This window comes from Halospina denitrificans, assembly GCF_004364635.1.
Classification (GTDB): Bacteria; Pseudomonadota; Gammaproteobacteria; order Pseudomonadales; family Oleiphilaceae; genus Halospina; species Halospina denitrificans.
Genome location: NZ_SOAX01000004.1, coordinates 1 through 24,551, shown reverse-complemented (window position 1 = coordinate 24,551; position 24,551 = coordinate 1). Strand labels below are relative to the sequence as shown.

At 62.1% G+C, this 24,551-nt stretch carries 29 protein-coding genes and 1 other RNA gene; 13 read left to right on the top strand and 17 right to left on the bottom strand.

What is annotated here, in order from left to right:
• Positions 1 to 147 precede the first annotated feature (147 nt).
• From DES49_RS09560 to DES49_RS15505, 5 genes are all read left to right on the top strand, one after another.
• Complete coding sequence (locus DES49_RS09560) at positions 148 to 828, top strand: sulfite exporter TauE/SafE family protein (RefSeq protein ID WP_133736195.1); 681 nt, start codon at positions 148 to 150, stop codon at positions 826 to 828.
• Between the two features lie 48 nt (positions 829 to 876).
• Entirely contained in the window at positions 877 to 1,845 is a 969-nt protein-coding gene (locus DES49_RS09555; RefSeq protein ID WP_133736194.1) for a sigma-54 interaction domain-containing protein, read from the top strand.
• Between the two features lie 126 nt (positions 1,846 to 1,971).
• Positions 1,972 to 2,295: a c-type cytochrome gene (locus DES49_RS09550; protein WP_133736193.1), complete on the top strand. Its 324-nt coding sequence runs from the start codon at positions 1,972 to 1,974 to the stop codon at positions 2,293 to 2,295.
• Between the two features lie 120 nt (positions 2,296 to 2,415).
• The gene (gene ilvA, locus DES49_RS09545) at positions 2,416 to 3,933 is read left to right on the top strand and encodes a threonine ammonia-lyase, biosynthetic (RefSeq protein ID WP_133736192.1); all 1,518 of its coding nucleotides are present in this window, start codon (positions 2,416 to 2,418) and stop codon (positions 3,931 to 3,933) included.
• Between the two features lie 191 nt (positions 3,934 to 4,124).
• A complete protein-coding gene (locus tag DES49_RS15505) occupies positions 4,125 to 4,292 on the top strand; it encodes a hypothetical protein (protein WP_166646055.1) in 168 nt (55 codons plus the stop codon).
• Between the two features lie 14 nt (positions 4,293 to 4,306).
• Here the strand turns inward: DES49_RS15505 and DES49_RS09540 are convergent, their stop codons facing one another.
• The 4 genes from DES49_RS09540 to DES49_RS09525 form a co-directional block, all read right to left on the bottom strand.
• Positions 4,307 to 4,921 carry a 5-formyltetrahydrofolate cyclo-ligase gene (locus DES49_RS09540; protein ID WP_133736191.1) on the bottom strand — a complete coding sequence of 205 codons (615 nt, stop codon included), beginning with the start codon at positions 4,919 to 4,921 and terminating at the stop codon, positions 4,307 to 4,309.
• Positions 4,922 to 4,960: 39 nt separating this feature from the next.
• Positions 4,961 to 5,145: non-coding RNA, 6S RNA (gene ssrS, locus DES49_RS09535), on the bottom strand.
• A 44-nt stretch (positions 5,146 to 5,189) separates the two neighbouring features.
• A complete protein-coding gene (locus DES49_RS09530) occupies positions 5,190 to 5,489 on the bottom strand; it encodes a cell division protein ZapA (protein ID WP_133736190.1) in 300 nt (99 codons plus the stop codon).
• Positions 5,489 to 5,695, bottom strand: coding sequence for a TIGR02449 family protein (locus DES49_RS09525; protein WP_133736189.1), 207 nt, complete (start codon positions 5,693 to 5,695; stop codon positions 5,489 to 5,491). Before DES49_RS09525 ends, DES49_RS09530 begins: the two co-directional genes overlap by 1 nt.
• Before the next feature lie 143 nt (positions 5,696 to 5,838).
• Between DES49_RS09525 and DES49_RS09520 the strand changes: the two genes are divergently transcribed.
• The 4 genes from DES49_RS09520 to DES49_RS09505 are packed head-to-tail and all read left to right on the top strand — an operon-like array spanning position 5,839 to position 10,305.
• On the top strand, positions 5,839 to 6,450 hold the full coding sequence (locus DES49_RS09520; protein WP_133736188.1) for a UPF0149 family protein: 612 nt from the start codon (positions 5,839 to 5,841) through the stop codon (positions 6,448 to 6,450).
• A gap of 13 nt (positions 6,451 to 6,463) precedes the next feature.
• A complete protein-coding gene (pepP, locus tag DES49_RS09515; RefSeq protein WP_133736187.1) occupies positions 6,464 to 7,807 on the top strand; it encodes a Xaa-Pro aminopeptidase in 1,344 nt (447 codons plus the stop codon).
• On the top strand, positions 7,800 to 9,056 hold the full coding sequence (gene ubiH / locus DES49_RS09510) for a 2-octaprenyl-6-methoxyphenyl hydroxylase (RefSeq protein ID WP_133736186.1): 1,257 nt from the start codon (positions 7,800 to 7,802) through the stop codon (positions 9,054 to 9,056). Before pepP ends, ubiH begins: the two co-directional genes overlap by 8 nt.
• Entirely contained in the window at positions 9,049 to 10,305 is a 1,257-nt protein-coding gene (locus DES49_RS09505) for a UbiH/UbiF/VisC/COQ6 family ubiquinone biosynthesis hydroxylase (protein WP_243865002.1), read from the top strand. The genes ubiH and DES49_RS09505 overlap by 8 nt, the downstream gene beginning before the upstream one ends.
• Positions 10,306 to 10,467: 162 nt before the next feature.
• On the opposite strand, the gene DES49_RS09500 is transcribed toward DES49_RS09505, so the two are convergent.
• The 10 genes from DES49_RS09500 to ubiE form a co-directional block, all read right to left on the bottom strand.
• On the bottom strand, positions 10,468 to 12,297 hold the full coding sequence (locus DES49_RS09500) for a chloride channel protein (protein WP_133736185.1): 1,830 nt from the start codon (positions 12,295 to 12,297) through the stop codon (positions 10,468 to 10,470).
• Positions 12,294 to 13,019: a 16S rRNA (uracil(1498)-N(3))-methyltransferase gene (locus tag DES49_RS09495; protein ID WP_133736184.1), complete on the bottom strand. Its 726-nt coding sequence runs from the start codon at positions 13,017 to 13,019 to the stop codon at positions 12,294 to 12,296. The genes DES49_RS09500 and DES49_RS09495 overlap by 4 nt, the downstream gene beginning before the upstream one ends.
• Positions 13,016 to 13,777, bottom strand: a complete 762-nt coding sequence (gene tatC, locus DES49_RS09490) for a twin-arginine translocase subunit TatC (RefSeq protein ID WP_133736183.1) — start codon at positions 13,775 to 13,777, stop codon at positions 13,016 to 13,018. The genes DES49_RS09495 and tatC overlap by 4 nt, the downstream gene beginning before the upstream one ends.
• Complete coding sequence (gene tatB, locus DES49_RS09485; RefSeq protein WP_133736182.1) at positions 13,774 to 14,142, bottom strand: Sec-independent protein translocase protein TatB; 369 nt, start codon at positions 14,140 to 14,142, stop codon at positions 13,774 to 13,776. Before tatB ends, tatC begins: the two co-directional genes overlap by 4 nt.
• A gap of 11 nt (positions 14,143 to 14,153) precedes the next feature.
• Complete coding sequence (tatA, locus tag DES49_RS09480) at positions 14,154 to 14,405, bottom strand: Sec-independent protein translocase subunit TatA (RefSeq protein WP_133736181.1); 252 nt, start codon at positions 14,403 to 14,405, stop codon at positions 14,154 to 14,156.
• Positions 14,406 to 14,636: 231 nt separating this feature from the next.
• Positions 14,637 to 14,975, bottom strand: coding sequence for a phosphoribosyl-ATP diphosphatase (locus tag DES49_RS09475; RefSeq protein ID WP_133736180.1), 339 nt, complete (start codon positions 14,973 to 14,975; stop codon positions 14,637 to 14,639).
• Entirely contained in the window at positions 14,975 to 15,388 is a 414-nt protein-coding gene (hisI, locus tag DES49_RS09470) for a phosphoribosyl-AMP cyclohydrolase (protein WP_133736179.1), read from the bottom strand. Before hisI ends, DES49_RS09475 begins: the two co-directional genes overlap by 1 nt.
• On the bottom strand, positions 15,385 to 17,037 hold the full coding sequence (gene ubiB / locus DES49_RS09465; RefSeq protein WP_133736178.1) for a ubiquinone biosynthesis regulatory protein kinase UbiB: 1,653 nt from the start codon (positions 17,035 to 17,037) through the stop codon (positions 15,385 to 15,387). The genes hisI and ubiB overlap by 4 nt, the downstream gene beginning before the upstream one ends.
• Entirely contained in the window at positions 17,034 to 17,663 is a 630-nt protein-coding gene (locus DES49_RS09460; protein ID WP_133736177.1) for a ubiquinone biosynthesis accessory factor UbiJ, read from the bottom strand. The genes ubiB and DES49_RS09460 overlap by 4 nt, the downstream gene beginning before the upstream one ends.
• A complete protein-coding gene (gene ubiE, locus DES49_RS09455) occupies positions 17,663 to 18,412 on the bottom strand; it encodes a bifunctional demethylmenaquinone methyltransferase/2-methoxy-6-polyprenyl-1,4-benzoquinol methylase UbiE (protein ID WP_133736176.1) in 750 nt (249 codons plus the stop codon). The genes DES49_RS09460 and ubiE overlap by 1 nt, the downstream gene beginning before the upstream one ends.
• Positions 18,413 to 18,521: 109 nt before the next feature.
• Here ubiE and DES49_RS09450 point away from each other — a divergent pair, with 109 nt between their 5' ends.
• Positions 18,522 to 18,803 (top strand): polyhydroxyalkanoic acid system family protein, encoded by a 282-nt coding sequence (locus tag DES49_RS09450; RefSeq protein WP_133736175.1) that lies wholly within the window; start codon positions 18,522 to 18,524, stop codon positions 18,801 to 18,803.
• Here the strand turns inward: DES49_RS09450 and DES49_RS09445 are convergent.
• Together DES49_RS09445 and DES49_RS09440 are read right to left on the bottom strand one after the other, a co-directional pair.
• A complete protein-coding gene (locus DES49_RS09445; RefSeq protein WP_133736174.1) occupies positions 18,773 to 19,540 on the bottom strand; it encodes a DUF8198 family protein in 768 nt (255 codons plus the stop codon). The two genes, DES49_RS09450 and DES49_RS09445, sit on opposite strands and share 31 nt — an antisense overlap.
• 65 nt (positions 19,541 to 19,605) lie before the next feature.
• Positions 19,606 to 20,523: an alpha/beta hydrolase gene (locus DES49_RS09440; RefSeq protein WP_133736173.1), complete on the bottom strand. Its 918-nt coding sequence runs from the start codon at positions 20,521 to 20,523 to the stop codon at positions 19,606 to 19,608.
• A 274-nt stretch (positions 20,524 to 20,797) separates the two neighbouring features.
• Here DES49_RS09440 and DES49_RS09435 point away from each other — a divergent pair, with 274 nt between their 5' ends.
• Both DES49_RS09435 and DES49_RS09430 read left to right on the top strand, forming a co-directional pair.
• Entirely contained in the window at positions 20,798 to 22,183 is a 1,386-nt protein-coding gene (locus DES49_RS09435; RefSeq protein ID WP_133736172.1) for a class II fumarate hydratase, read from the top strand.
• A 46-nt stretch (positions 22,184 to 22,229) separates the two neighbouring features.
• Positions 22,230 to 22,709 carry a CDP-archaeol synthase gene (locus DES49_RS09430; RefSeq protein WP_133736171.1) on the top strand — a complete coding sequence of 160 codons (480 nt, stop codon included), beginning with the start codon at positions 22,230 to 22,232 and terminating at the stop codon, positions 22,707 to 22,709.
• Here the strand turns inward: DES49_RS09430 and DES49_RS09425 are convergent.
• Complete coding sequence (locus DES49_RS09425) at positions 22,706 to 23,695, bottom strand: metallophosphoesterase (RefSeq protein ID WP_133736170.1); 990 nt, start codon at positions 23,693 to 23,695, stop codon at positions 22,706 to 22,708. The genes DES49_RS09430 and DES49_RS09425 overlap by 4 nt on opposite strands.
• A 156-nt stretch (positions 23,696 to 23,851) precedes the next feature.
• Here DES49_RS09425 and DES49_RS09420 point away from each other — a divergent pair, with 156 nt between their 5' ends.
• Positions 23,852 to 24,280 carry a DUF4124 domain-containing protein gene (locus DES49_RS09420; RefSeq protein ID WP_133736169.1) on the top strand — a complete coding sequence of 143 codons (429 nt, stop codon included), beginning with the start codon at positions 23,852 to 23,854 and terminating at the stop codon, positions 24,278 to 24,280.
• Positions 24,281 to 24,551 lie beyond the last annotated feature (271 nt).

Sequence of the window (24,551 nt, the reverse complement as noted above, 5' to 3'; positions counted from 1 at the left end):
GTGGCTGGAATTGAACGATTTTGTGGAGGCGCCTGGTCCTGTCCCCTGGGTGCAGCTCGGGTGGGCTGTGTGAAATGCCCTGCTGGCTGTGGGATTTCACGCAGTCGTTGATATTCCTTAAGTCTCCAGCCCCGGGAGCTGTGTAGGATGTGGTGGACGGATTGGACAACGGCCTTTGTGCTCGGGCTCGTCAGCAGCACCCACTGTGTGGGCATGTGCGGCGGTATCGTCGGCGCACTGACCTACAGCCTGACTCCGGGGATCCGCCAGAACCGCGCGCAGTTTGTGCTGTTCAGCCTGCACTATCATCTGGGGCGGATCAGCAGTTATGTGCTGGCCGGCGCACTGGTGGCCGGTGGCGCGGCTGTGTTCCAGGACCTGGCTGGTGCTGGCAGTGCGCTGGTCATGCGCGCGGTAGGCGCGGTGTTTCTGGTAATGCTGGGGCTCTACATTGGCGGCTGGTTCCCACGCTTCGCCTGGGTTGAGTCCATGGGGCACCCATTGTGGCGGCGGCTGGAGCCGATAGGGCGCCGCCTTCTGCCGGTTCGTTCATTGCCCCAGGCATTCGGCTTCGGGCTTGTCTGGGGCTGGTTGCCCTGCGGCCTGGTGTACTCGGCGCTGGTGTACAGCCTGAGCACGGGGTCGGTGTGGCAGGGCATGGGCGTTATGTTGTTTTTCGGGCTGGGAACCATTCCCACGCTGCTTCTGGTGGGCTTCATGGCCGAGCGGGTGAGCCGTGTCATGAGCCGGCCGCTGTTCCGCCAGGTTGCCGGGATACTGATTATAGGGCTGGCTGTGGTGCCTATGGCGCTTGCTCCGGGGCAGTAACTGGACAGGTCGGGAACGGTTTTAACGGGTTATATCAGGATGGTTGCGATGTTCAGTAGTGATTCCTTTCCGCTTCTCGGGGGTAATTCACCCGAGCTGCAGAGCGTGCTGCGGTCTGCAGCACTGGTGGCGGCCACGGATGCAACGGCACTGATAACCGGGGAGAGTGGTACTGGCAAGGAGCTGCTCGCCCGCGGTGTCCATCAATCGAGTCGCCGCCACGCAGGCCCCTGGGTGCCGGTGAACTGCGCCGCGCTGCCCTCGGAACTGGTCGAGGCGGAGCTTTTCGGCTACTGGAAGGGCGCTTTTACGGGCGCTGAGAGGGACGCAACGGGCTTCGTCCACCAGGCAGAGGGCGGTACGCTGTTTCTGGACGAAATTGCGGAACTCTCCCTGGCGGGGCAGGGCAAGCTCCTGCGTTTTCTGGAGCAGGGCGAGTGCCAGCGCCTTGGATCCGGCCGGCCTGAAAAACTGGATGTGCGAATCCTGGCGGCCACCCACCAGGATCTTTCAGCCCTGGCCGCTCAGGGGCGCTTCCGGTCGGATCTCTATTACCGGCTCAACGTGATACCACTCGAATTGCCGCCTCTCAGGGAACGGACCGGTGATATCCGGTTGCTGCTGGGGCATTTTCTGGATGAACTGACCGCTCAGCATGACGTGGAGAAGCCGGTCTTTGCGGATGCGGCGCTGAAACGGTTTGTTCGATACACGTGGCCCGGTAACGTGCGTGAGCTGAAAAACCTGGTAGAACGCTGTGTGGTGCTGATGCCTGGAAGAACCATTCATCCGGCTGATATTCCGGGTGCGTGGCTGGCCGATACCTGTGCGGCGGAAGACCAGCTGGGGGTGCATTTGCCGCCCGAGGGGGTTAGTCTTGAACATGTGGAGATCAACCTGATTCAGCAGGCCCTGGCCCGCTCCGGGGGGAACCGTAGCAGGGCTGCGCAGCTCCTCGGGATGACAAGGGATACTTTCCTGTATCGCCTCAGGAAATACCGGCTGAATGACGGGTGAGTGCTCGCGAATTATTTGGAAAATGGCAGGGCGTTGTTGCGGTACATCAATGTACTTGAATGGCGGACCCTATAGAATGTACAAAACAGATAGTGCATTTGATTAATTACAAATAAAGGAGCTGTTATGAAGGCAACCGTCAAACCGATTGCAACCCTTGGCGCCATCGTCCTTATGGGGGCCGCCACCACGGCGCTGGCCCAGGATGAGCGGTCCGGCGAGGAAGTCTACTCCAATAACTGCACGGCCTGTCACGACTCAGGTGCAGCGGGTGCCCCCAAGATCGGTGATGCCGAGAGCTGGGGTGATCGTCTGGATAAGGGCAAGGAAACCCTGTACGAAAATTCCATCAGTGGCATCCGCGCCATGCCGCCTAAGGGGACATGCGCTGACTGCTCCGAGCAGGAAGTGAAAAACGCTGTCGATTATATGCTCAGCGAAACCCTGTAAAGCGAGGTCCCGCCATTTTCGTGCCTCTGGCCGCAAATGGCGGGATTTAACATGGACGTCCCACCTGCCTGATCCTTACACTGAGAGGCTTTCCGCGGTCCATCGAAAAGAGCCTCCGTCATGCCTGAGCGATACATCAAGAAAATTCTCGACGCACGCGTCTATGACGTGGCGATTGAATCGCCCGTCAGCCAGGCCCGTAATCTGACGCGGCGCTTCGGGAACAATGTTTTCTTCAAGCGGGAAGATCTGCAGCCCGTGTTTTCGTTCAAGCTGCGTGGCGCCTACAACAAGATTTCCCAGCTGACGGATGAGCAGAAGGCCAAGGGCGTCATCGCGGCCTCTGCCGGAAACCATGCCCAGGGTGTGGCGTTGGCGGCTACCCGGCTGGGGATTCATGCCACCATCGTCATGCCCCGCACCACACCCGAGATCAAGGTGAATTCCGTCCGCGACAGTGGCGCGGAAGTGGTGCTCATCGGCGATGCCTTCGACGAGGCGGCGGCCTATGCCCAGGAGCAGATCGAGACCTTCGGCTACACCTATATCCACCCCTATGACGATCCGGACACCATCGCGGGGCAGGGAACCGTGGCCATGGAGTTGCTCTGGCAGTTCACTAAGCCGATCCATGCGGTATTCATCCCCGTGGGCGGCGGTGGTCTGATTGCCGGGATGGCGGCCTATATCAAGTATCTGCGCCCGGAAACCCGGGTCATCGGCGTCGAGCCCGAGGATTCCGCCTGCCTGTCCGAGGCACTCAAGGCAGGGGAGCGGGTCGTCCTGCCCCAGGTCGGGATCTTCGCGGATGGCGTGGCGGTGAAGCAGATCGGCCAGCACACCTGGGATATCTGTAAGGATCACGTTGACGAGGTGGTCACCGTGACCACCGACGAGATCTGCGCGGCGATCAAGGATGTTTTCGAGGACACCCGTTCCATTCAGGAGCCGGCCGGCGCGCTTTCCGTTGCCGGGATGAAGAAGTATGTCCAGCGCGAAGGCGTTGAGGATGTGAACCTGATCAGCGTGCTCAGCGGTGCGAACATGAACTTTGACCGGCTGCGCTACATTTCCGAGCGCACCGAGGTGGGGGAACAGCGCGAGGCGATTCTGGCCGTGACCATCCCGGAGCGCCCCGGCAGTTTCCGGCAGTTCATCCAGGCGTTGCACAAGCGCAGCATCACCGAATTCAATTACCGCTATTCCTCGCCGGAGGAGGCGCATATCTTCGTCGGGGTCCAGATCCAGTCCGGCGGTCTTGGCCGCAATGAGCTGGTCACGGAACTGGAGGACCTGGAGTACCCTGTTCTGGACCTGACGGACAATGACCTGGCCAAGCAGCATATCCGCCACATGGTCGGGGGGCATGCGCCTTCGGTGACCAATGAAAAGGTTTTCCAGTTCACCTTTCCTGAGCGCCCGGGCGCGCTGATCGGGTTCCTGATGTCACTGGGCAGCCGCTGGAATATCTCCATGTTTCATTATCGTAACCATGGTGCGGCCTACAGCCGAGTACTTATGGGAGCCGAGGTTGAGGATGCGGAGATGCCTGATTTCCGCGCGATGCTGGACGATATTGGGTTTGAGTACGAAGAAATCAGTGATGATCCGGCCTATCGGCTTTTTCTGGGAAAGTAACCGGGGCCTGTTCCCCGGCAATAATGCGTTACAAAACGCTAATATTTCAAAACCTCTTTAAATTGTAAAAACTTCTATTGCTGTTAGACTTTCTCCTAACGTCCGAAGAGTAGCGCGTAGGTCCTTGAATGATCTGCGTTTGAAGGCGCCTAAAAAGAAAAAAACAGGACAATGGCAGGAGAAAGCAACCGATGAATCGCCGACCCGATGTGATTCGAACTCTGGTGATGGTATTTGCGGTGGGGCTTCTGATCAGCGGGATTACCTCGTTGGCGGCCTCGGATAACCGTTCCACGACGTCAGCCGCGCAGATGTCAGGGGGGATTGCCGCCCCGAACGCCACAGCGCGCAGTAACTGACTGTCCCTATCCAGCTATTCGCCATCCGACGGGAGCAGTGACCGGTGACGCACCGAGTAATGCCCTCCGTCGGTGATGATGGCATCCATTGGAATATCCCAGCTCGCCGTGGGCATCGTTGGCACCCGCTGGCATTCGTGCGCCAGTCCGATCAGTTTTGGTTTGTGACAGGCGGCATGATGCAGGAACTCAAAGGTGCGGTCGTAAAAGCCGCCTCCCATGCCCAGACGGTCCCCCCTTTCAGTGAATCCAACCAACGGCATCAGGATCAGGTCCAGCGCCCAGGCCGGCCGTGACCCGTTGCGCCGGATTTCCGGTTCGGGTATTCCAAAGCGGTTGCTGACAAGGCGGGTGTCGTCATTGAACTCAAGGAACCACAGCCGGTTGTGATGCACCGGGTGCAGGACCGGGAGATAGCATTGCTTGCCCAGCGTCCGTGCAATGGCCTGGAAGGGGCTTGGGTCGATTTCACCGTCGTTGGGCCAGTAAAGGGCAAGATGGCGCGCCCGTTTTACGTCGGCACTGGCTTTGAGGTGGTGACAGAGAGCGTTGGAGGCCTGGCGCTGCTGGTGTCTTGTGAGCTCACGACGCCTTTGGCGCAGCTCCCGTCTCAATTGACTGCGGGACATGAGGTTGCTCGTCTGCGTTACAGGGATGCGGAGGGTATAAAACCCCCCGGGCTGCCGTTCCGGATTCTGCCCTTGAACCCTAGAGTCCAAGGCGGGGGTCGCTGAATGGTGAATCAGGCTTTCCTCTGCATGGAGGACTTGCTCACATCACCAGGGAGAGGCCCCCTTATTGAGTATGCATCGGCTCGAGGACAACATCCGGTAATCGCACAGCCCAGAGAGCTGACCTAATTATAGGCCGATTATGGGGGGCGTTTGCAACGGGGATTCAGCCGGTTTCCTTGTGGCTGTTTTCCAGTGCCTCGGAAACCCGACGGTCGATTTCCTGGAGCGTCGCTTCCGCGGAAGCCGGCATATCACTGCGTTGCAGCAGTTCGTGGGTAATATTGAGCGCGGCCATCACGGCAATACGCTCGGTGCCGAACACACGTCCGTTGGCGCGGATTTCACGCATTTTTTCATCCAGGTAGCGCGCGGACTGTTCCAGCCCGCCCTTTTCCTCTTCAGGGCTGGCGACCAGGTATTCCTTGTCCAGTATATTGACGGCGACCGTTTCCTTCTCGGACATCAGTGATGCTCCAGGGATCTGAGGCGGGTTATCATGGCTTCAATCCGGTGACGCGCCATGTCGTTTTTCTGCATTAACTGCACGCGCTCCTGCTGCCATTCCTCCTGGGCCTGGCGCAGGCGTGCGTTTTCTGCGGAGAGCTGGCGGTTGCGTTCGATCAGCTGATCGATTCGCGCGGCCAGCGCTTCCAGTTCCGACTGCTCCATGGTACGCGTCTCCGGGATCGCCTCTTGCGATTCACTATAGGCCGCTCCCGTGGAGCGGTCAATTTGTGGGTACGACAGCCTTGTCCATCATGCTAGTCTAGCGCACTGAGGGCGATGAGCAGCGTACAGGAGCAGACTGCCGAATGAGCGATATCGACGACAACGACCAGGCCCGGTTACAGGAAACACTCTATGACTTTGACCTGTGGTCGGACCTTCACACCCGTCACAGTGCCATTAACCATCCCAGCGAACTGCATGGTCTTCTGACCGGGGAGCTTGCCGCAGGCGAGCGCCTGTCCTCTGACCGCTGGGAGGCACTGGCCCTGGAGCATCTGGGATGCGATCAATTGCTCAATGATGCCGTTGAGGACCAGCCGACCCCAAGGGCGTTACTGCATGCGTTCTACGCCGCCAATCTGGCGGCACTGCAGTCGGAGGACATGGACTTCCGGCTGCTGCTGCCGCCCGAGCAGGCACCCCTGGGGGAGCGCCTGGAAGCGCTCTCGAACTGGGTTCGGGGCTTTCTGGAGGGAATGGCCCGGGCGGCTGGGGACGCGCTGAGTCGGGCGGATGACGACATCCGTGAGCTGATGCGGGACTTTGTGGCCATCAGTCAGGTCGAGCATGATGCGGACGACAGCGAGGACGGTGATCGGGAGGTCGAGGAAGTAAGCGAGTACATTCGTATTGGCGTGCTGAACGTTTTCGCCGAATTCAACCGTCCCGAGCCGGACGAGAAAACCCTGCATTGAACGAGCCCAGTCTATGAATGCGCAAGCAAAACAGAGCGACCGGATTATTCCACTCAGGGAATACGCCGAGCGGCGACAGCGCCTGATCGAACAGATGGCACCGGACAGCATCGCCATCCTGTCAGCAGCGCCAGAGCGGACGCGGAGCCGGGATACGGAGTTTCCCTACCGCCAGGACAGTGATTTCCATTACCTGACCGGCTTTGATGAGCCGCATGCTGTCCTGGCGTTGATCCCCGGGCGGGAGCATGGGGAAAGCGTCCTTTTCTGTCGGGAACGGGACCCGGATCGTGAACTCTGGGACGGCTCCATGATCGGGCCGGACGGGGCGGTTTCCGACTACGGAATGGATGATGCCTTTCCGGTGGGCGATATCGACGACATTCTTCCGGGCCTGATCGAGGGGCGCTCGCGGGTCTATTACTCCATCGGCCGCGACGCAGGCTTTGATGCCCGGGTCATGGAGTGGATCAACAGCATCCGCTCGAAGGTCCGCAGTGGTGCCAAGCCGCCAGGTGAGTTTGTCTCCCTGGAACACACCCTGCACGACATGCGCCTCTATAAAAGCGGTGCCGAACTCAAGGCAATGGGGCGCGCGGCGACCATCAGCGCCGAAGCCCACTGCCGTGCCATGCGCCGGGCACAACCGGGGCTGCGCGAATATCAGCTCGAGGCGGAACTGCTCTATCACTTCAGGGACCAGGGAGCAGCCTTCCCGGCCTATCCCACCATTGTCGGCAGTGGGGCCAATGGCTGTGTACTGCATTACATCGAGAACAGCGGCGTGCTGGCGGATGGTGAGCTGGTGCTGATTGACGCCGGGTGTGAGTATCAAGGGTACGCGGCGGACATCACCCGGACCTTTCCGGCGAATGGCCGCTTCAGCGCGGAACAGAAGGCCGTGTACGAGGTGGTCCTGGCGGCCCAGAAGGCCGCAATCGAGGCCGTGAAACCGGAGAACCACTGGAACCAGCCCCATGAAGCTGCGGTCGAGATACTGAGCCAGGGGCTGCTTGATCTGGGCCTCCTCAAGGGCACGCTCGAGGAAGTGGTGGAGCAGGGCCATTACCGGGACTTCTTCATGCACCGGACCGGCCACTGGCTGGGCATGGACGTCCACGATGTGGGCGACTACAAGATCGGCGGCGCCTGGCGCGTGCAGGAGCCCGGTATGGTGATGACCATAGAACCGGGCCTGTACATCAGCCCGCACAACACGCAGGTCGAGGAACGCTGGCGGGGGATTGCCGTGCGCATCGAGGACGATATTGTCGTCACCCGTGACGGCTATCGGAATCTTACCACTGGGGTGCCGAAGGAAATCGCTGATATCGAGGCATTGATGGCCGATGGCTGAATCAGGGGAAGCGGTGGATCACCACTGCCAGGTCCTGATCGTGGGCGGGGGTATGGCCGGCGCTTCGCTGGCGCTGGCCCTGTCCCGTCACGCCCCCGATATGAGCGTAGCAGTAGTCGAATCCGCGCCCATCACTCCGGATGTATCGCCGCACGAGCACTATCAGCCCAGTTACGATGCGCGCGCGACGGCACTGGCCTACGGGTCCCGATTGATCTACGAGGATCTGGGCCTGTGGCCGGCGATTGCCGAAGGCGCCACAGGGATCCACCGAATCCATGTCTCCGAGCGCGGCCGCTTCGGCTCCGCCCGAATGGACGCGGCTGAACATGGACAGGATGCCCTGGGTTATGTGGTGGATAATGCCTGGCTGGGCCTGAACCTGGTTTCGGCTTTGGGTAATGCCGACATTCAATGGCTCTGCCCGGCCCGCGTCCAGTCCGCCCAGAGCAGCCAGCAGGGCGCCGAGGTCCGGATTGAACGTGATGGCGCGACGGAGAGCTGGCACTGCGACCTACTGGTGGTGGCCGACGGAGGCCGTTCAGGACTGCGTGAGGCCCTTGGGTTCAGCGTCCAACGCCGGGACTATGACCAGCATGCCATGGTTGCCACCGTGACCACGTCCCGTCCCCATGAGGGCGTGGCCTATGAACGCTTCACCGACGACGGCCCCGTGGCCCTGCTCCCACACCGCAAGTCCCATGATTACGCGCTGGTCTGGACCATGCCGGCCACGGAAGTGGAACGCCGCATGGCACTGGACGACAGGGCCTTCCTGAAGGAGCTGCAGGGGCTTTTCGGCTGGCGCCGGGGTCGCTTCGAACGGGTGGGGCGGCGCCACAGCTACGCGCTCGGGCTGGAACAGGCGCCGGAGCCGGCGCGTCCGGGCGTGGTACTGGTCGGCAATGCCGCCCATGCACTGCATCCGGTGGCGGGGCAGGGCTTCAACCTGGCCCTGCGTGGCCTGATGCGCCTGAGCGCTTGCCTCGCACAGGCCCATCGGGATGGGCAGTCCCTGTCTGATCTTCACACCCTCCGGCCCTACCTGGACGAACACCAGCAGGACGTGGATGCCATCGTCGGCTTCTCGGACGGCATTATCCGCGTCTTCTCCGGTTCCAGCGGTTTTCCGGGGCATATCCGGGACCTGGGCCTGCTGGCGCTGGATGCGGCCCCCGGCGCCCGACACTGGCTGGCGCGTCAGAACATGGGCCTGAACCGCAGACGGAGCTCGCTCGGCCATGAGTGAAGAGGCAATGACCGAACGTACCCAGATCGCGATTGTCGGCGGCGGCATGGTCGGCGCTGCCCTGGCGCTGGCGCTGTCCCGCCTTGAGCTGAACGTAACCGTGATCGAGCCCCAGCCCCGCGAGAGCCTGCTTCATCCTGCAGACCCGGTCGAGTCCGTGCATGACTTCGAACCCCGTGTCAGCGCCCTCACGGAGTCCACGCGCCAACTTCTGACAGACCTGGGTGCCTGGCCAGTGATCGAGTCGGCGCGCCACTGCGCCTATCGACAGATGCGTGTATGGGATGCGGATGGCACCGGCAGCATCCACTTCGACTCGGCGGACCTGCAGACCGAACGCCTCGGCACCATCGTCGAGAACCGCTTCGTCCTCAGCGCCCTTATCCAGGCCATGGAACACAGCCCCGGCATACGCTGGCTGGACAGCGAGCACGTCCGCCAGTGGCGCCCCACATCCACCGGCTCCGCCGTCATGCTCGGCAACGGCCGCTGGCTCGAAGCTTCGCTGGTCATCGGCGCCGACGGCGCCAACTCCCGCATCCGCCAATGGGCCGGCCTGGCCACCCGGGAATGGGACTACGACCAACAGGCCATCGTCTGCACCGCTCGCCTGGAAAACGCCCACCAGCACACCGCCTGGCAACGCTTCATGAGCACCGGCCCCGTCGCCTACCTCCCAATGGCCAACGAACAGCACTCAGACCACTTCGTCTCCATCGTCTGGTCGCAGGACGTCCCCGAATCCGCACGCCTGATGAACCTCGACGACGGCGCCTTTGCCATGGAACTCGGCGACGCACTCGAAAACGTCCTGGGCGACGTACAGGAAATCTCCAAACGCCACGCCATCCCCCTGCGCCAACGCCACGCCCGAGAATACATCCGCCCCGGCGTCGCCCTGGTCGGCGACGCCGCCCACACCATCCACCCCCTGGCCGGGCAGGGCGTCAACCTCGGCTTCGCCGACGTCGCCGTCCTCGCCGACGAAATCCGCCGAGCCCAGGACCGCGGCCTCAACCCCGCCCACCTCAGCGCCCTACAGCGCTACCAGCGCCGCCGCAAGGTGGAAAACCTCTCCCTGATGGCGGCCATGGAAGGCTTCAAACAACTCTTCGGCCGCGACGAAATGCCCCTACGCTGGCTGCGAAATACCGGCATGCGGTGGCTGGACGGGCAAACGTTCATCAAAAACCGGATTGCCTCGGAAGCCATGGGCATGAGTCACCCCCTCCCGAGATTCGACATTTAATACTCTAAGTTAGTGTCTGGTTCGGCCGGCGGGGCGGGAGGGTTTTCACGGGAAGCTCCGGAGCCATGGATGGCGGAGGCGCAGCGTACATGGATGTATTCAAAGCGGTTCCCGGGAAAACCCTCCCGCCCCGCCGGCCGAATCAGACACGGGCGCCTACTCTCACCCCCCGGTACTGAAGGTCCTAAACTGCTCCATCACACTGTCGGCCAGATGATCCTTATCCAGAACCCCCAGCACCTGCGTAGGAGGCGGCTCCTCACTCTGGTCCGGAATCACCACCGCATAAAGCACCCCCGCATTCGTCAGCTGCTTAACCGCCTCACTCAGGATGTTGTTCGCATGCACAAACACAAAATCCTGCGCATCCAACTCATCCAGGCGCATTGAATGCGCATTGCCCTCATGCTCCGCATTAAGCAACTCACTGAATGGCAGCACCGCCGTCACAATGCCAACCCCATTCGTCAGCAGAACGTAATTCACATCCGCATCCCGCCCAATCCGCTCAAAGGCATCATCCACCAGCGTATCCGGCGCCAGATGCACGAAAGACTCCTCCATGAAATCCTCCGCATGACGCAGCAGGAACAGATTCCGGTGACGCTCGCTCGAAAAGTGCTTGCCCCGGCGCGCCAGCTTGATCGTATAGATGGTCTCGTTCAGCAGGCCCCGGCGAACCCCGATGGAAATCGCAACCGCAATAATCAGCGGAATGATGATCACATAGTCCCGGGTCATCTCGAACACCATCACAATGGCCGTCATAGCAGCCCCGGTAACACCGCCCACAATGCTCGCCATGCCCACGACCGCGTAGTTCATGGGATTGATGTCCGCGCCAGGCCAGATAATGGACAGTGCCGTGCCGAAAGCCGCCCCGAGCGTGGCGCCCAGGAAGAGCGCGGGCGAGAAAATGCCCCCGGACGAGCCCGATCCCAGACTCAGCGTGGTCGCGAAGAGCTTGGCCACGAACAGGAACACCAGAAGCTGAAGCGCCACCAGATTGCCGTGGAGGATCTCGCTGATGGTCGCGTAACTGGCGCCGGCCACATGGTAATGGCCGGAAAACTGCTGCACGGCCAGCAGGATGAAGCCAACCATCAGCATCCCCGCGGTATGGCGCAGATAGTGGTTGCGCGTGAGCCGCTCAAACCCCGTCTCCGTCACCGACTGGAGCTGGATAAAGCCCCAGGAGGCCAGTCCACAGGCCACGCCCAGAACGCTCATGGCCAGGATGTTGTGCACGCCAAGAGTGGCGGCCGTGACCGCCTCCGGGGCCGGAATCAGGAAGGCCGGCGTCATGCCCAGCGCCAGCCTGCCAATGTAAGCCGCCGTAGCGGTGGAAAGCACAACGGGCAGGAAGGTCCGGCTGCTGAGCTCGGGCAGCATCAGCTCAATGGCGAACATCACGCCGCCCAGGGGCGTGTTGAATGTGGCGGCGATACCGCCCCCGGCGCCGGCGGCGATCAGGGTGATCCGCTGCCAGGTGCTGAGGTGCACAAGCCGTGCGATGCTCGAGGCCAGAGAGGCGCCGATCTGGATGATCGGACCCTCCCGGCCGACCGAGGCCCCACTGCCGATGGACAGGGCCGAGGCCAGCGACTTGGCGCCGGCCACCACAGGCCGGATAAGACCTTCGCGGAAGTAGACCGCATCGATGACCTCGGGAACCCCGCTGCCGCGTGCCTCGGGCGCGAAGGTGCGGGTCAGGGTCACGACGCCGAGGCCGCCGATGACCGGCACCAGCACCACGAAGGGGCCCCAGATGCTGGGCTCCAGCAGGGTTTCGTTGCCCGAATCCACGGCCAGGCGTCCGTAGAAGAAGACGTTATGGAAGAAACTGATCAGGTGGTGAAAGGCGATGGCACCGATGCCGGTGACAATGCCCACCACAATGGCAATCAGGCAGAAGATCACGGGCTGCGCCTCGTGCTCTTCCTCCTGGCGGCCGCTCGTCCTGGGAGTGGGGTTCTCTGTATCTGAGCTCATGTCAGGTTGATGATATCGAAAAGTCGCCCGAGAATCGCGGGTATTGCTGTTTCGGTACGCAGGATCCGGGGCCCGAGATGGACCGCCTCGAAGCCCTGCTCGCGGATCAGGTTTACTTCATAGGGAATAAAGCCGCCCTCTGGGCCGATGCACAGGCTCACGGGCTCGGTCAGTCCCTGTGGGCAGGCAGTGGCGCTACCCGGATGGGCAATCAGGCGTCGGCTGCCTTCGGTCATGGCGGCCAGCTCGTCCTCCACAAAAGGCTTGAAGCGCTTGCGCTGTATTATTTCCGGCCAGAGGGTGTCCCGTGCCTGTTCCAGCCCCAATGTGATCTGCTCGGCCAGTGCCTCGTCGCCGAGCCAGGGCGTCTGCCAGTAGCTCTTGTCGACCCGGTAACTGTTGACGATCACCAGGCGCTTCACGCCCATGGCCACGCCACTCTGGATGATGCGCCGCAGCATCTTGGGGCGCGGCAACGCCAGCACCAGGGTCAGCGGCAGGGGCGCCGGCGGATCTTCCTGCCAGGTAATCTCAAGGCTGGCCTCGGTATCGGTTAGGTCGGCGACCACGGCGCTTCCGATGGCGTCGTTAACCAGGCCAACACGCAGTGAATCCCCAATGCCCGCCCCGTGCACATCCAGCATGTGGCGCAACTGGCGTCCTTGGACCCGGGCGCGGCTGTCCGACGTCAACTGTTCGGGACGGAGGAGCAGCAGGTTCATGGCGCGTCCGTTTCTTCCTCGCGACGGCGTTCGACCAGCACACCGAACAGCACGCCTGCCTCAAACAGCAGCCACATGGGCGCGGCCAGCATGGTCTGGGAGATGATGTCCGGCGGCGTCATAAGCATGCCCACCACAAAGCAGCCCACGACCACGTAGGGGCGTTTTTCCCGCAGCGAGGCGACATCCGTGGCGCCGCTGAGAATCAGCAGCACAATGGCGACGGGAATCTCGAAGGCGACACCAAAGGCGAAGAGCAGTTTGAGCACGAAATCCAGGTAACTGCTCATATCGGTCATGACCGTGACTTCGGCTGGACCTACCGAGGTGAAGAAAGCGAATACCAGCGGAAAGACCGCGTAGTAGGCGAACAGTGCGCCCAGGTAGAACAGGATTATGGAGGAGGCCAGCAGCGGAAATGCCAGTTTCTTTTCGTGCTTATAGAGCCCCGGCGCCATGAAGCGCCAGATCTGGTACAGCACCACCGGCATGGCCAGGAAGACCCCGAGAACCAGCGTCAGCTTCAGCGGTGCGAAGAAGGGGGCGGCCACATCCGTGGCGATCATGGAGGTGCCTTCCGGCAGGTAGGCCCGAAGGGGGCCGGACAGCCAGGCATAGAGCTCGTTCGCGAAGGGATAGAGCACCAGGAAGATCGCGAGAATGGCCAGGATGGCCTTCAGGAGCCGGTTGCGCAGCTCGATCAGGTGGGCGACCAGCGGCATCGAGGATTCTTCGGGGTCGGTCTCTGGGCTCGTCATGGATTACTGGACTGGCTGTCGGAATCCGTTGGGGTCCGGGAGGTGCCGGATCCCGGATTGGATTTGCGTTGGTTGTCCTCGGAGTGGACCAGGTGGTTATGGTCTTTGGCTTCGTCCAGGGCTTCCTGGACATTCTTCTGGATGTCCTCGTAACCGATTTCGCTTTTCTCCTGCTTCAGGCGCTCGCGGATCTCCTCGGCCTTGACCTGCCGGTCCAGTTCTTCCGAGAACTGGCGGGTCATGCGTCGGGCCTTGCCGACCCAGTGCCCGGCAGCACGGGCGGCGCCCGGCAGTCGTTCGGGGCCGAGCACCAGCAGGGCAATAACGCCGCAGATGAAGAGTTCCAGAAAGCCAAGGTCAAACATGGGCGTCCGGCTCAGGAGTGGTCATGTTTGCGTTCGGTTTCCCCGGCCTTGGTGGAATCCGCTTCCTTGCGCTCCAGGGGCGCATCCGCCTCCTCGCTTTCCTCGTCGGATTTCTTGTCGCTGTCATCGGTGTTCATGGCCTGCTTGAAGTTGCGGATTGCGCCGCCAACGTCACCGCCCATGTTGCGCAGTTTCTTGGTTCCGAACACCAGCACGACGATGCCGAATACGATCAGAAGCTGCCAGATGCTGATACCACCCATGATGGTCTCCTCTATTATGTGTTACTGATACGTTTGTTAGTAAGCGGACAGGTGTTTCCAGAACACGCTGTGAATACCTTTTAGCTGCGCTGTCCTGCTCCGCTAAAAGGTCCAGGGCTTACTTCCTGTAAGCCCGTTTACGCTCAACCGCGTCAACCCCTGTACGCTCGCCTCCGCCATCCATGGCTCCGGACGGTTCTGGAAACACCTGTCCGCTTACTAACAAACGTATCAGTAGTCTTTTGTCCGCCGGGCCTTCTCTTCGAGCCCGGAGAGGTCGAAGCGCCGGGCCAGCTCATTGAGCACGGCTTCCGGCCCTTCGCCCTGGTGCGACAGCATGACCAGGCTGTGAAACCATAGGTCCGCTGTCTCCGCAATCAGTTCATTATTGTCGCCTGAGCGCTCCGCGTCCTTGGCAGCGATCAATGTTTCGGTACATTCCTCGCCGACTTTCTCCAGAATCCTGTTGAGCCCCTTGTGGTGAAGCTTCGCCACATAGGACTCATCCGGGCTGGCGCTGTTTTTGCGCTGCTCGAGTACCGCGCCCAGCTCCCTGAGTACATCCGTCATCAGTGCGACCCCTCTTTACCGTAGATTGCATCCGGGTCCTTGAGAATCTCTTCGGTGCTGGTCCAGCCCCCTTCGTCCAGGCGACGATAGAAGCAGCTGCGCCTTCCAGTATGGCAGGCAATGCCGCCTAGCTGTTCCACTTTCAGAAGAATTACGTCCGCATCGCAGTCCATCCGGATCTCATGGACCTTCTGGACATGCCCGGAACTCTCCCCCTTGTGCCACAGCTTGCCGCGGGAACGGGAATAATACACCGCCTCGCTGGTACGGGCGGTCTGTTCCAGGGCGTCGGCGTTCATCCAGGCCATCATCAGGACGTCGCCGCTTTCGGCATCCTGGGCAATGGCGGGAATCAGGCCCTGTTCATTGAAGCTGACGTCACGGATCCAGTCCGGGGCGGGGGAAACAGTCATGATTTCGAGCGTCCATTACGGGTTGTCCATCGCCAGAATAACACGCCGCCCACTCCAAGCAGAATCCAGCTTGCCGGGGGCAGGGAGCGGAACCAGTCGCGTGCGGCGGGCTCGGCGATAATCACGGCTCCGGCCACCGCCAGGGCACCGCCCAGCAGAAGCGCGCCCGAGCTGTTGTTGCCGGTGGTTTCCGGTTGTGGCGCGGAGCGTGGCTGCACCGGGGCCTGGCCGCTGGCCAGGTGCTCCAGGGCGTCGTGGATGAGCTGGGGCATTTCCGGGGCCTGCTCGGCCAGGTCCGGAAGCTGGCGGCGCAGGCTCTGGAGCAGGCCGGGTGGGCCGATGCGTTTCTGCATCCAGTCCTCCAGGAAGGGATGGGCGGTGGCCCAGAGGTCCAGTTCCGGGTAGAGCTGTCGCCCGAGGCCCTCCACATTCAGCAGGGTTTTCTGGAGAAGCACCAGCTGGGGCTGGACTTCCATCTCGAAGCGCCGGGCCACCTCAAAGAGGCGCAGCAGGAAGTGGCCGAAGGAGATGTCCTTCAATGGCCGGGCAAAGATGGGCTCGCAGACGGTGCGGATCGCCGCCTCGAACTCGTCGATGCGCGTGTCCGCCGGCACCCAGCCGGACTGCACATGGAGTACCGCCACCTGATGGTAGTCGCGCTCGAAGAAGGCCAGCAGGTTGCGCGCCAGGTAGTTCTTGTCGGTGGGCCCCAGGGTGCCCACGATGCCGAAATCCAGGGCGATGTACTGGGGGTCGGCGGGGTTGGCCGCGTTTACAAAGATATTGCCCGGGTGCATGTCGGCGTGGAAGAAGCTGTCCCGGAAGACCTGGGTGAAGAAGATCTCCACCCCTTTTTCCGCCAGTACCTTCATATCCACGCCGGCGTCCAGAAGTGCCTGGGTGTCGCCGATGGGAATGCCGCTGACCCGCTCCATGGTGACTACCCGCTTGGAGGTGTAGGGCCAGTAGACGTCGGGCACGTAGATCAGGCTGGAATCCGGGAAGTTGCGGCGCAGCTGGCTGGCATTGGCAGCCTCTCGCTGCATGTCCAGCTCGTCGAAGATGGTCTTCTCGTAGTCCGAGACCACCTCGACCGGGTGCAGGCGCCGGCCCTCGGACCAGTAACGCTCAAGCAGGCCGGCCATCAGGTAGAGCAGGCGGATGTCCTGGCGGATGACCCGTTCAATGCCGGGGCGGATGACCTTCACGATCACGGCGCGGCCATCGTGCAGGCGCGCGCCATGGACCTGGGCCACGGAGGCGGATGCCAGCGGGTCGCGCTCGAATTCACTGAACATATCGCCGACGGCCCCGCCAAGGTCCGCCTCGATGATCTCCCGGGCCTGGTCGCTGGGGAAGGGGGGTACCCGGTCCTGCAGATACTGCAGCGCCTCGGCCATGTCGTCCGGCAGCAGGTCGCGGCGGGTGGACAGGATCTGGCCGAACTTCACGAAGACGGGGCCCAGCTCCTCCATGGCCAGGCGCAGGCGTTCCCCGCGGCTCTCGTGGCGGGCGGGGAAGAGGCGCCAGGGCGCTGTTGCCAGGATGATCCGTATGCCCAGGGGCAGGCTCAGCAGGCGCAGGAACTCATCCAGGCGGTACTTGCTGAAAACCCAGAGAATGCGGATCAGGCGGTGGAGCTGTATCACGGCGTCTCCGGTCCGGATTGCTGGCTGAGCGCCTCGATGCGGGCCTCAAGGTTGTCGGTCCGATCCGCAAGGTTCTGGACGTCCTCGAACATTACTTCCGCCTCGTTGCGTGGCGGCACCACGCCCGCCTCTTCCTGGATGTAGTCCTCGATATTGGCAAACAGCGCCTCATGGGCCTGCTGGGTCCAGCCCAGGACGCTGCGCAGGCGCCGGGCCAGCAGGTGGGCGGGAACATCGCCCATGACGCCGGCAAGCACGGATTCCAGGTCCGGATCGAGTTCGGCCAGGGTATGGGTGAGGGCGGCCACCCGTTCCTCCTCGCCTTCGATGACGAGGCGTCCCTGGTGCAGGGGCGTGGCGTCGCCAAGCGCCAGGGAGAGCATGGACAGCGGCGTGCCGCGTACGACCGCCGAGGGTGCCGTGGGATCGTTCAGGGTCAGGCGGACGCCATCCCCGGATCGTACCAGGCTCAGGGCCAGCCCCGGCGGCTCCAGGTGGAAACTCACGGGAGAGCCGAGCTGGGCCAGCACCGAGGCACGGGTGCCCGGGTCCAGGGCCAGACCATGGTTCAGGGCGGCCTCGGCCAGGCCCGTCAGGGACTGTTCCAGGGTCTCCCTCAGTGACATCAGGGCTTGACCCCCGAGTGCAGGGCTACCACCCCGGCCGTCATGTTGTGGTAGCGGCACTGGACCAGCCCGGCCTCTTCCATCATGCCCTTGAGGGTTTCCTGGTCCGGGTGCATGCGGATGGATTCGGCCAGGTAGCGGTAGCTCTCACTGTCGCCGGCGACCAGCTTGCCCATGATGGGCAGGGCGGTGAAGGAGTAGGCGTCATAGGCTTTGCTGACCAGCGGATTGACCGGCTTGGAGAATTCCAGGATCAGCAGCTTGCCGCCGGGCTTGAGCACCCGGGTCATTTCCCGCAGGGCCTGGTCCTTGTCGGTGACGTTACGCAGCCCGAAGGCGATGGAGACCACGTTGAAATGGTTGTCCGGGAAGGGGAGGTTTTCCGCGTCGGCCTGGACGTAACTGATGCGCCCGCCGTAGCCGCGGTCGGTCAGGCGGTCGCGGCCCACTTCCAGCATTTCCTGGTTGATGTCGGCCAGCACGACTTCGCCGTCGGCGCCCACACGGTCGGCGAACTGCATGGTGAGATCACCCGTGCCACCGGCAATGTCCAGGATGCTGTGCCCGGGGCGGACGCTGCTGAGCTCGATGGTGAAGCGTTTCCAGAGCCGGTGCACGCCCATGGACATCAGGTCGTTCATAAGGTCGTACTTACTCGCCACCGAGCTGAATACCTGGCCGACGTGGCGGGCCTTTTCTTTCTTGGGAACCTGACGATAACCGAAATGGGTCGTGTCCTGATCCGTCATGGGAAACCTCCGCGGGGACTTTGGCGTATTCTAACCACAAGTGGGGCTGTTGTCTTTGCTGCTAAACTTCTAGAATCCGCGCTTTGATTGATGAATTGAGGAAGAGCCCATGTCCCGTATTGATGTCCGTCGCTCGCACTCCATGGATCATGAGCATGCCCTGCGGGTTGCCGACGAGCTGGCGCGGGAGATGGAATCCCACTACGACTTCGAGTGGCACTGGGAAGGGGAAAAGCTCCGGCTCAGACGCTCCGGTATCAAGGGCGAGGTCGAGGTCCTGCCGGAGGAGATCGGTGTCCACCTGGAGCTGGGCATGATGCTGCGGCCGTTCCGCCACCGCATCGAGGGTGAGGTGATCCGTCAGCTTGAGGAGATACTGGCGCGGAACTGAGCCATGGGCTCGCCTGCCATGATGCGCTCCTTGATGCGGGTTTCGCGTTCGGTGATGGTCCCCAGAATCTCATCCACGCCACCCATGGCGCGGAAGGCGTGTACGCCCTCGCTGATGAAGCGGTAGAGTTCGCCAAGCCCGGCCATCTGTGCCGGGCGATGCATCATCCTGAGCGCCATGCGCAGTGAACGGTTGCTGACATAGTGCTCCAGGTCCCTCCCCACGGCATCCACCAGCTCGATCTGGCGCTGACGTTCCGTCTCCCGGCCGCAGGCCCGGTAGGCGCTCGCGTAGTCCTCCTCGTCCATTTCCAGAATGCCGCGCACGTCCATCCTCATGTTGGCGACCAGCCACTCCGCCATGGCCAGGTCCAGCTTCTGGCTGAGCAGGTTCAGCTCCACGAGCTGGGAGAGGGTGAAGAGGGCGCTGTCGGGGCTGAGGCGGATCAGGTAGGGGAAGATCCGGTCAATGTCATCGTCGCGACGCGTGAAATCCCTGGGGGCATAGAGGTCTTCAAGGAGAAAATCCAGGGCTTCCTGGTAGCGGGGTGATTCGTAGAGGTCGCGGTGGGTATGGCGGAGCCGCTGGGCCTGCCAGCTGCCCAGGGCTTCCACTTCCGCCGTCAGCGGGTGCCCGATCCGATCGTGCCGGAAGTCGTGGTATTCCAGCATCAGCTCCTGCAGGCGCTGGCCATTGGCGGTGCGGGGCTGGGTTTGGATGAGCTTGTAGCGATACACGCCGGTCCTCCCTGGGTGAAGGGCGGCATTTTAGAGGGGATTACCACCAGCGACAATCCGGGCGCTCAGGCGACCCGGGGGATGTCGTCCATGGAAGGCAGCCATTCCAGGCTGTCCAGGGTGATGAAATGACTGGTGTTGTGGGTTTCGACGATGCGCACGGCCGTGGGCAGGTGGCGTGCCCTCTCGAGCATGATCTCGCGATCCAGGATCCGGTCCGATTCCGGGATCAGGATGGTGCCCTGGCGGATGTTGGCCAGTATTTCCGGGTTCCACTGTTCCATCCACGCCATGATGTTCTCGAGGTTGCGCACAATGGTCAGATGATCCTGGGTAGCCGCGAACATGCGGGTCAGGAGCTGCTTCTTGCGTCCGTTCATACGGCCGAAGAAGGTCTGTCCGTAAGTGGAGGTGGGCGTGCTGTTGATGGCGCGCACGATCCAGGGCCACATGCCATGGCTGACCGGCTCCAGGATGGTGCGGACCAGCGCGTGGAGTTGCCCCTGGGGCAGTACCGGCGCTTCCAGCACCACATCCACATTGCGGAAGAGCTCAGGCCGCTGGCGCGCCGCCTCGATGATCACACCGCCGCCCCTGGAATGGCCATGGACGCGCACCTGCCGGGAAGAGGGCAGGTTCTCCAGCGTCTGGATGAGGATGCGTGCATCGTACTCGATGGTGGCGACGGGGTAGGTATTGCGTTGGACCCACGCCGGGCGCTCGATGTTGGGGCCGCTGACCGGGATGTGGTAGTTCGAGCAGGTCAGCAGGATCAGTTCCGTGGTCGGCTCCTGATAGAGCTGGGTGAAGTAACAGTGGTTTTCCAGGAAACCATGGACGCCGATCACGGTATGCCGGGCTTCGCCGCTGTGGTTGCGCACGGAAACAGCGCCCTCGCCAACCTTGTACACCCGCCCTGAGAACATTTCGGTGTAGGCCGGAGCAATCCGCTTCTTGAGCTTTCGTACGTCGCTGGCTTTCATTGGGCGCTGTCTCCTGTCGAACGGCTTGGGTATCGCCTTTTGTTACGACGTTATGACATTTCCTTTAATTTCTAGTATAGGAACAGATTGTCTGCCGAATGTTATTTTTTGTAATCGCATTCGCCAGGTGCGACATTGGTCACAGGGCCGCTGAGTCGCGTTCCCAGGGCCCATTGCTTGCTCCTCAGGCTCGCCCCGTACTGGAAAACCGGCGCCGCTAAAGGCACTATAGCCGCATCCAAGTTCAGCGTTGCCAACATAACGGAGGCCGGTAATGAGCGATAAACGCATCGAAAAAGACAGTCTGGGTGAAGTGGAAGTTCCGGAAAGTGCGCTCTGGGCCGCGCAGACCCAGCGGGCCGTGGATAACTTTCCCGTCAGCGGCCATGCGATGCCGATTGGTTTCATCCAGGCGGTGGTGCGCATCAAGCGCAGTGCGGCCCGTGCGAACGCGGTGCTGGGGCTGCTTGACGGCGACCGCGCCCACGCCATTGAGCAGGCGTGCGACCGCGTCCTTTCCGGTGCCCATGAAGACCAGTTTCCCGTGGACGTTTATCAGACCGGCTCCGGTACCAGCACCAACATGAACGTCAACGAGGTGATTGCACGCCTGGCAACCGAGCAGAGCCCGGAGCCGGTCAACCCCAATGACCACGTGAACATGAGCCAGAGCAGCAACGACGTGATCCCCACCGCGATTCACCTGAGCGCGGTGACCCAGGTGCACGAGCACCTGTTGCCCGCACTTGATCACCTGGCCACGACCATCCAGAAGCGCGAATCCGAGACCGAATCCGTGGTCAAGACCGGCCGTACCCACCTGATGGATGCCATGCCCGTGACCATGGCGCAGGAACTGCGGACCTGGCGGGAGCAGATCGGCAATGCCCGGACACGGCTGGAAAACGCGGCAACCGAGCTTCTGAAGATTCCCCAGGGCGGCACGGCCGTGGGCACCGGGGTGAACGCGCACGCGGATTTCGCCCGCCTCTTCGCCGAGGAACTGAGCGCGCTGACGGACCATCATTTCACGGCCATGGAACATCCCTTTGTTGGCCAGAGTGCCATTGATGCCCCTGTCGGCATGTCCGCCGCCTACCGCGGCCTTGCAACCGTGTTCATGAAGATGGCCAATGACCTGCGCTGGATGAACAGCGGCCCGATCCACGGCCTCGGGGAAATCACGTTACCTGCCCTGCAGCCGGGAAGCAGCATCATGCCCGGCAAGGTAAACCCGGTAATCCCGGAGTCTGCCGCCATGGTTGCAGCCCAGGTCACCGGCCTTGATACGGCCGTCAACATGGCCGGCCAGTCGGGTAACTTCCAGCTCAACGTGATGCTGCCGCTGGTTGGCTGGAACCTGCTGGAGATGAACAAGCTCCTGTCCAATACGGCCCGCTTGATGGCGGACAAGGCGATTGCCGGCTTTACCGTTAACAGTGAGGTCATGGCCGAGGCCGTGGGCAAGAACCCGGTGCTGGTCACCACGCTGAACCCGGTCATCGGCTACGCCAAGGCTGCGGAAGTTGCCAAGAAGGCGTATGCCACAGGCCAGTCCATACTGGATGTGGCGAAAGAGGAGACGGATGTCCCCGAAGCCGAGCTCCGTGACCTCCTCGACCCGATCAAGCAGACCCGTGGAGGCCTGCCGGACGCCTGAACCGGTACTTGCCGGCGGGCACCACCTGATACTGGGGCTCTGAACGATGCTGCTTACGCTGGACCTTGTCGTGCTGCTGATCGTTGCCAACGGAGCCCCGATGGTGCTCAGCACCCTGCTTGGCCACCGGGGCTATCCGGTTGACTGCGGCTGGACACTGTGGGACGGGCGGCGCCTGTTTGGCCGCAGCAAGAGCTGGCGGGGACTGGCTATTTCAGTGGCTGCGACCGGCCTGATTGCCTGGCTCATGGGGCTGGGTGCGGTCTTCGGTGGGGTCTTTGCGGCCTTCGCGATGCTGGGGGATCTGGCCTCGAGCTTTACCAAGCGCCGGTTGGGGCTGGTTGCCGGGGATCGTGCCCGGGGGCTGGACCAGTTACCGGAAGGCCTGCTCCCGGCGATTCCCGCCTGGTGGATGCTCGACGCGCCCTGGTGGGTGCTGCTCCTGGCCGCACTGATCTTTTCCGTGCTCAATATCTGGGGATCGCCCCTGCTGTATCGCTGGGGCCTTCGCCGCCGTCCGCACTAACCCACGCCGTTGGGGCCGCGCGTCAGCCGGTGGAGGGTCACTTCCGGGGGGCAGTTCAGGCGCACGTTGAGTATGGAGGTGCCTGCGCCGGTGGTGGTGTAACCCTGCATGGCATCGTACTCCCAGGCGCCGCGCCCGAGGTGGCGTGGGCACCTGGCGTCCAGGGTCAGCGGCAAACCGCCGGGCAGGCAGAGTTGGCCGCCATGGGTGTGGCCGCACATGTAGAGGTCGAAGCCGGCCATGGCCGCTTCCTGGTAGATTTCCGGTGTGTGGCTGAGCAGCAGGGATGTGGCCGCTGCGGGGATGTCAGCGATAGCCGCTTCCAGGTCGTCCGTCTGGTACAGGTGCGGGTCGTCCACGCCGGCAATCCAGAGGCTCTCTCCATTCTTCTCCAGCCGGTAGCTCTCATTCATCAGCATCTGGTAGCCCATGGCTTCGAGCTCGGGCACCATCAGCACGCTGTCATGGTTGCCAAGGATGGCCAGCACCGTCCCGTTCAGGTGGTTCCTCAGGCGTTGCATCCCATCCATGGCCGGGTTGATGTCTCCCCAGGTATCCCGGCGGTAATCGCCGGTGATCACACAGAGGTCATACTCCAGGGGGCGGACGGTTTCCATGACGGCATGGAGATTGGCCTCGTCCATGTCCACGTGGAGGTCGCTCAGCTGCAGCAGCGTCAGCCCCTCGAGGCCCCTGGGCAGCTCCGGCAGGATAAAACGGTTCTCGGTAACGCGAAGTTCGCGGCTGTTGGCCTGGGCCCGGCGGTAAAGCCCGCTCATCTGCAGGCAGAGTCGGATCATGGAGGGCAGGGAGTAGGCGTTCTCCAGGTGCAGGTGCTTGCCTTCGCGGCTGAGTACCCGGGCTTCCTTCTCCTTTTCAATGGCAAGCCGCCGCCGGGCGTGGTCCGCACCCAGGCGAAGCTCGAGCTGATAGAGCCTTTCAACATCGTCGACGTTGGAGGCTGAAACCGGGGGTTGCCCATGCATGCCGTAACGGACTCCCTGAAGCTGCATTGTCCCCTATAGCATAACAGCATTGGCGCCGCCCCGAAGCATTACGGTATGGCGAAACATTGACAGCGCTCAGCCGGATCAGGATCCTGCGCAGCGTTTTTGGAAGCCTCTTTCAGGGAAGAAAGCACCATGCCAGTAATGTTGGGCCGACGAGCCCCGTCCGTTCTGCATCCTTTCATCCTGCTTGTTATCACGGCTACCGCCCGGGCGGAGGTCTACACGTGGCAGGACGAAACCGGTCAGCAGCGTTTTTCCGATCGCCCTCCGGAAACCCGGGACTACCAGCGCTGGGAGCCTCCGGAAAATCCCAACTCCGATCTTCAGTTACCCGAGCCCCGGGATGATTGGCCCGACCTTTCCGATAAGGACGATGACGAGGCTGGCGGCTCCCATGCTCGTGAGGAAAAGTTGCGGCAGGAGAAACGGTGCCGCGAGTATGAGGCCGCGCTGGAGCGCATCAATAATCAGTTGCGGGCAGGCTACCGGGAACCGAAGGGCAACCGCCTGCGTGCTAGGCGGCGCCGGTTGCGGTCGAAGGAGTTCAATGAATGCAGGTAGGGTTGGCCTATCTTGTTCGGCAATAAAAAAGCCCTGACGAATCGAGGCTTTAAGCCTTTACTACATGGACTCCCCCTGCGGTCAAGCAACGCCATTTGATTGCGAAGCGGTTTGAGACTGCAGCTCTACATTCGGCCTCTTTGTGGGCTCTTATGCCCGGGCCAGGATGATGATGGGTGTGAGTGATGGCCTCATTCGTTAGTCGGCTTGTATCAGCCGTAAGGCTTAACAGGCTCTGTCACTCTCGGTCTGACCGTTCCGTCATCGCTTG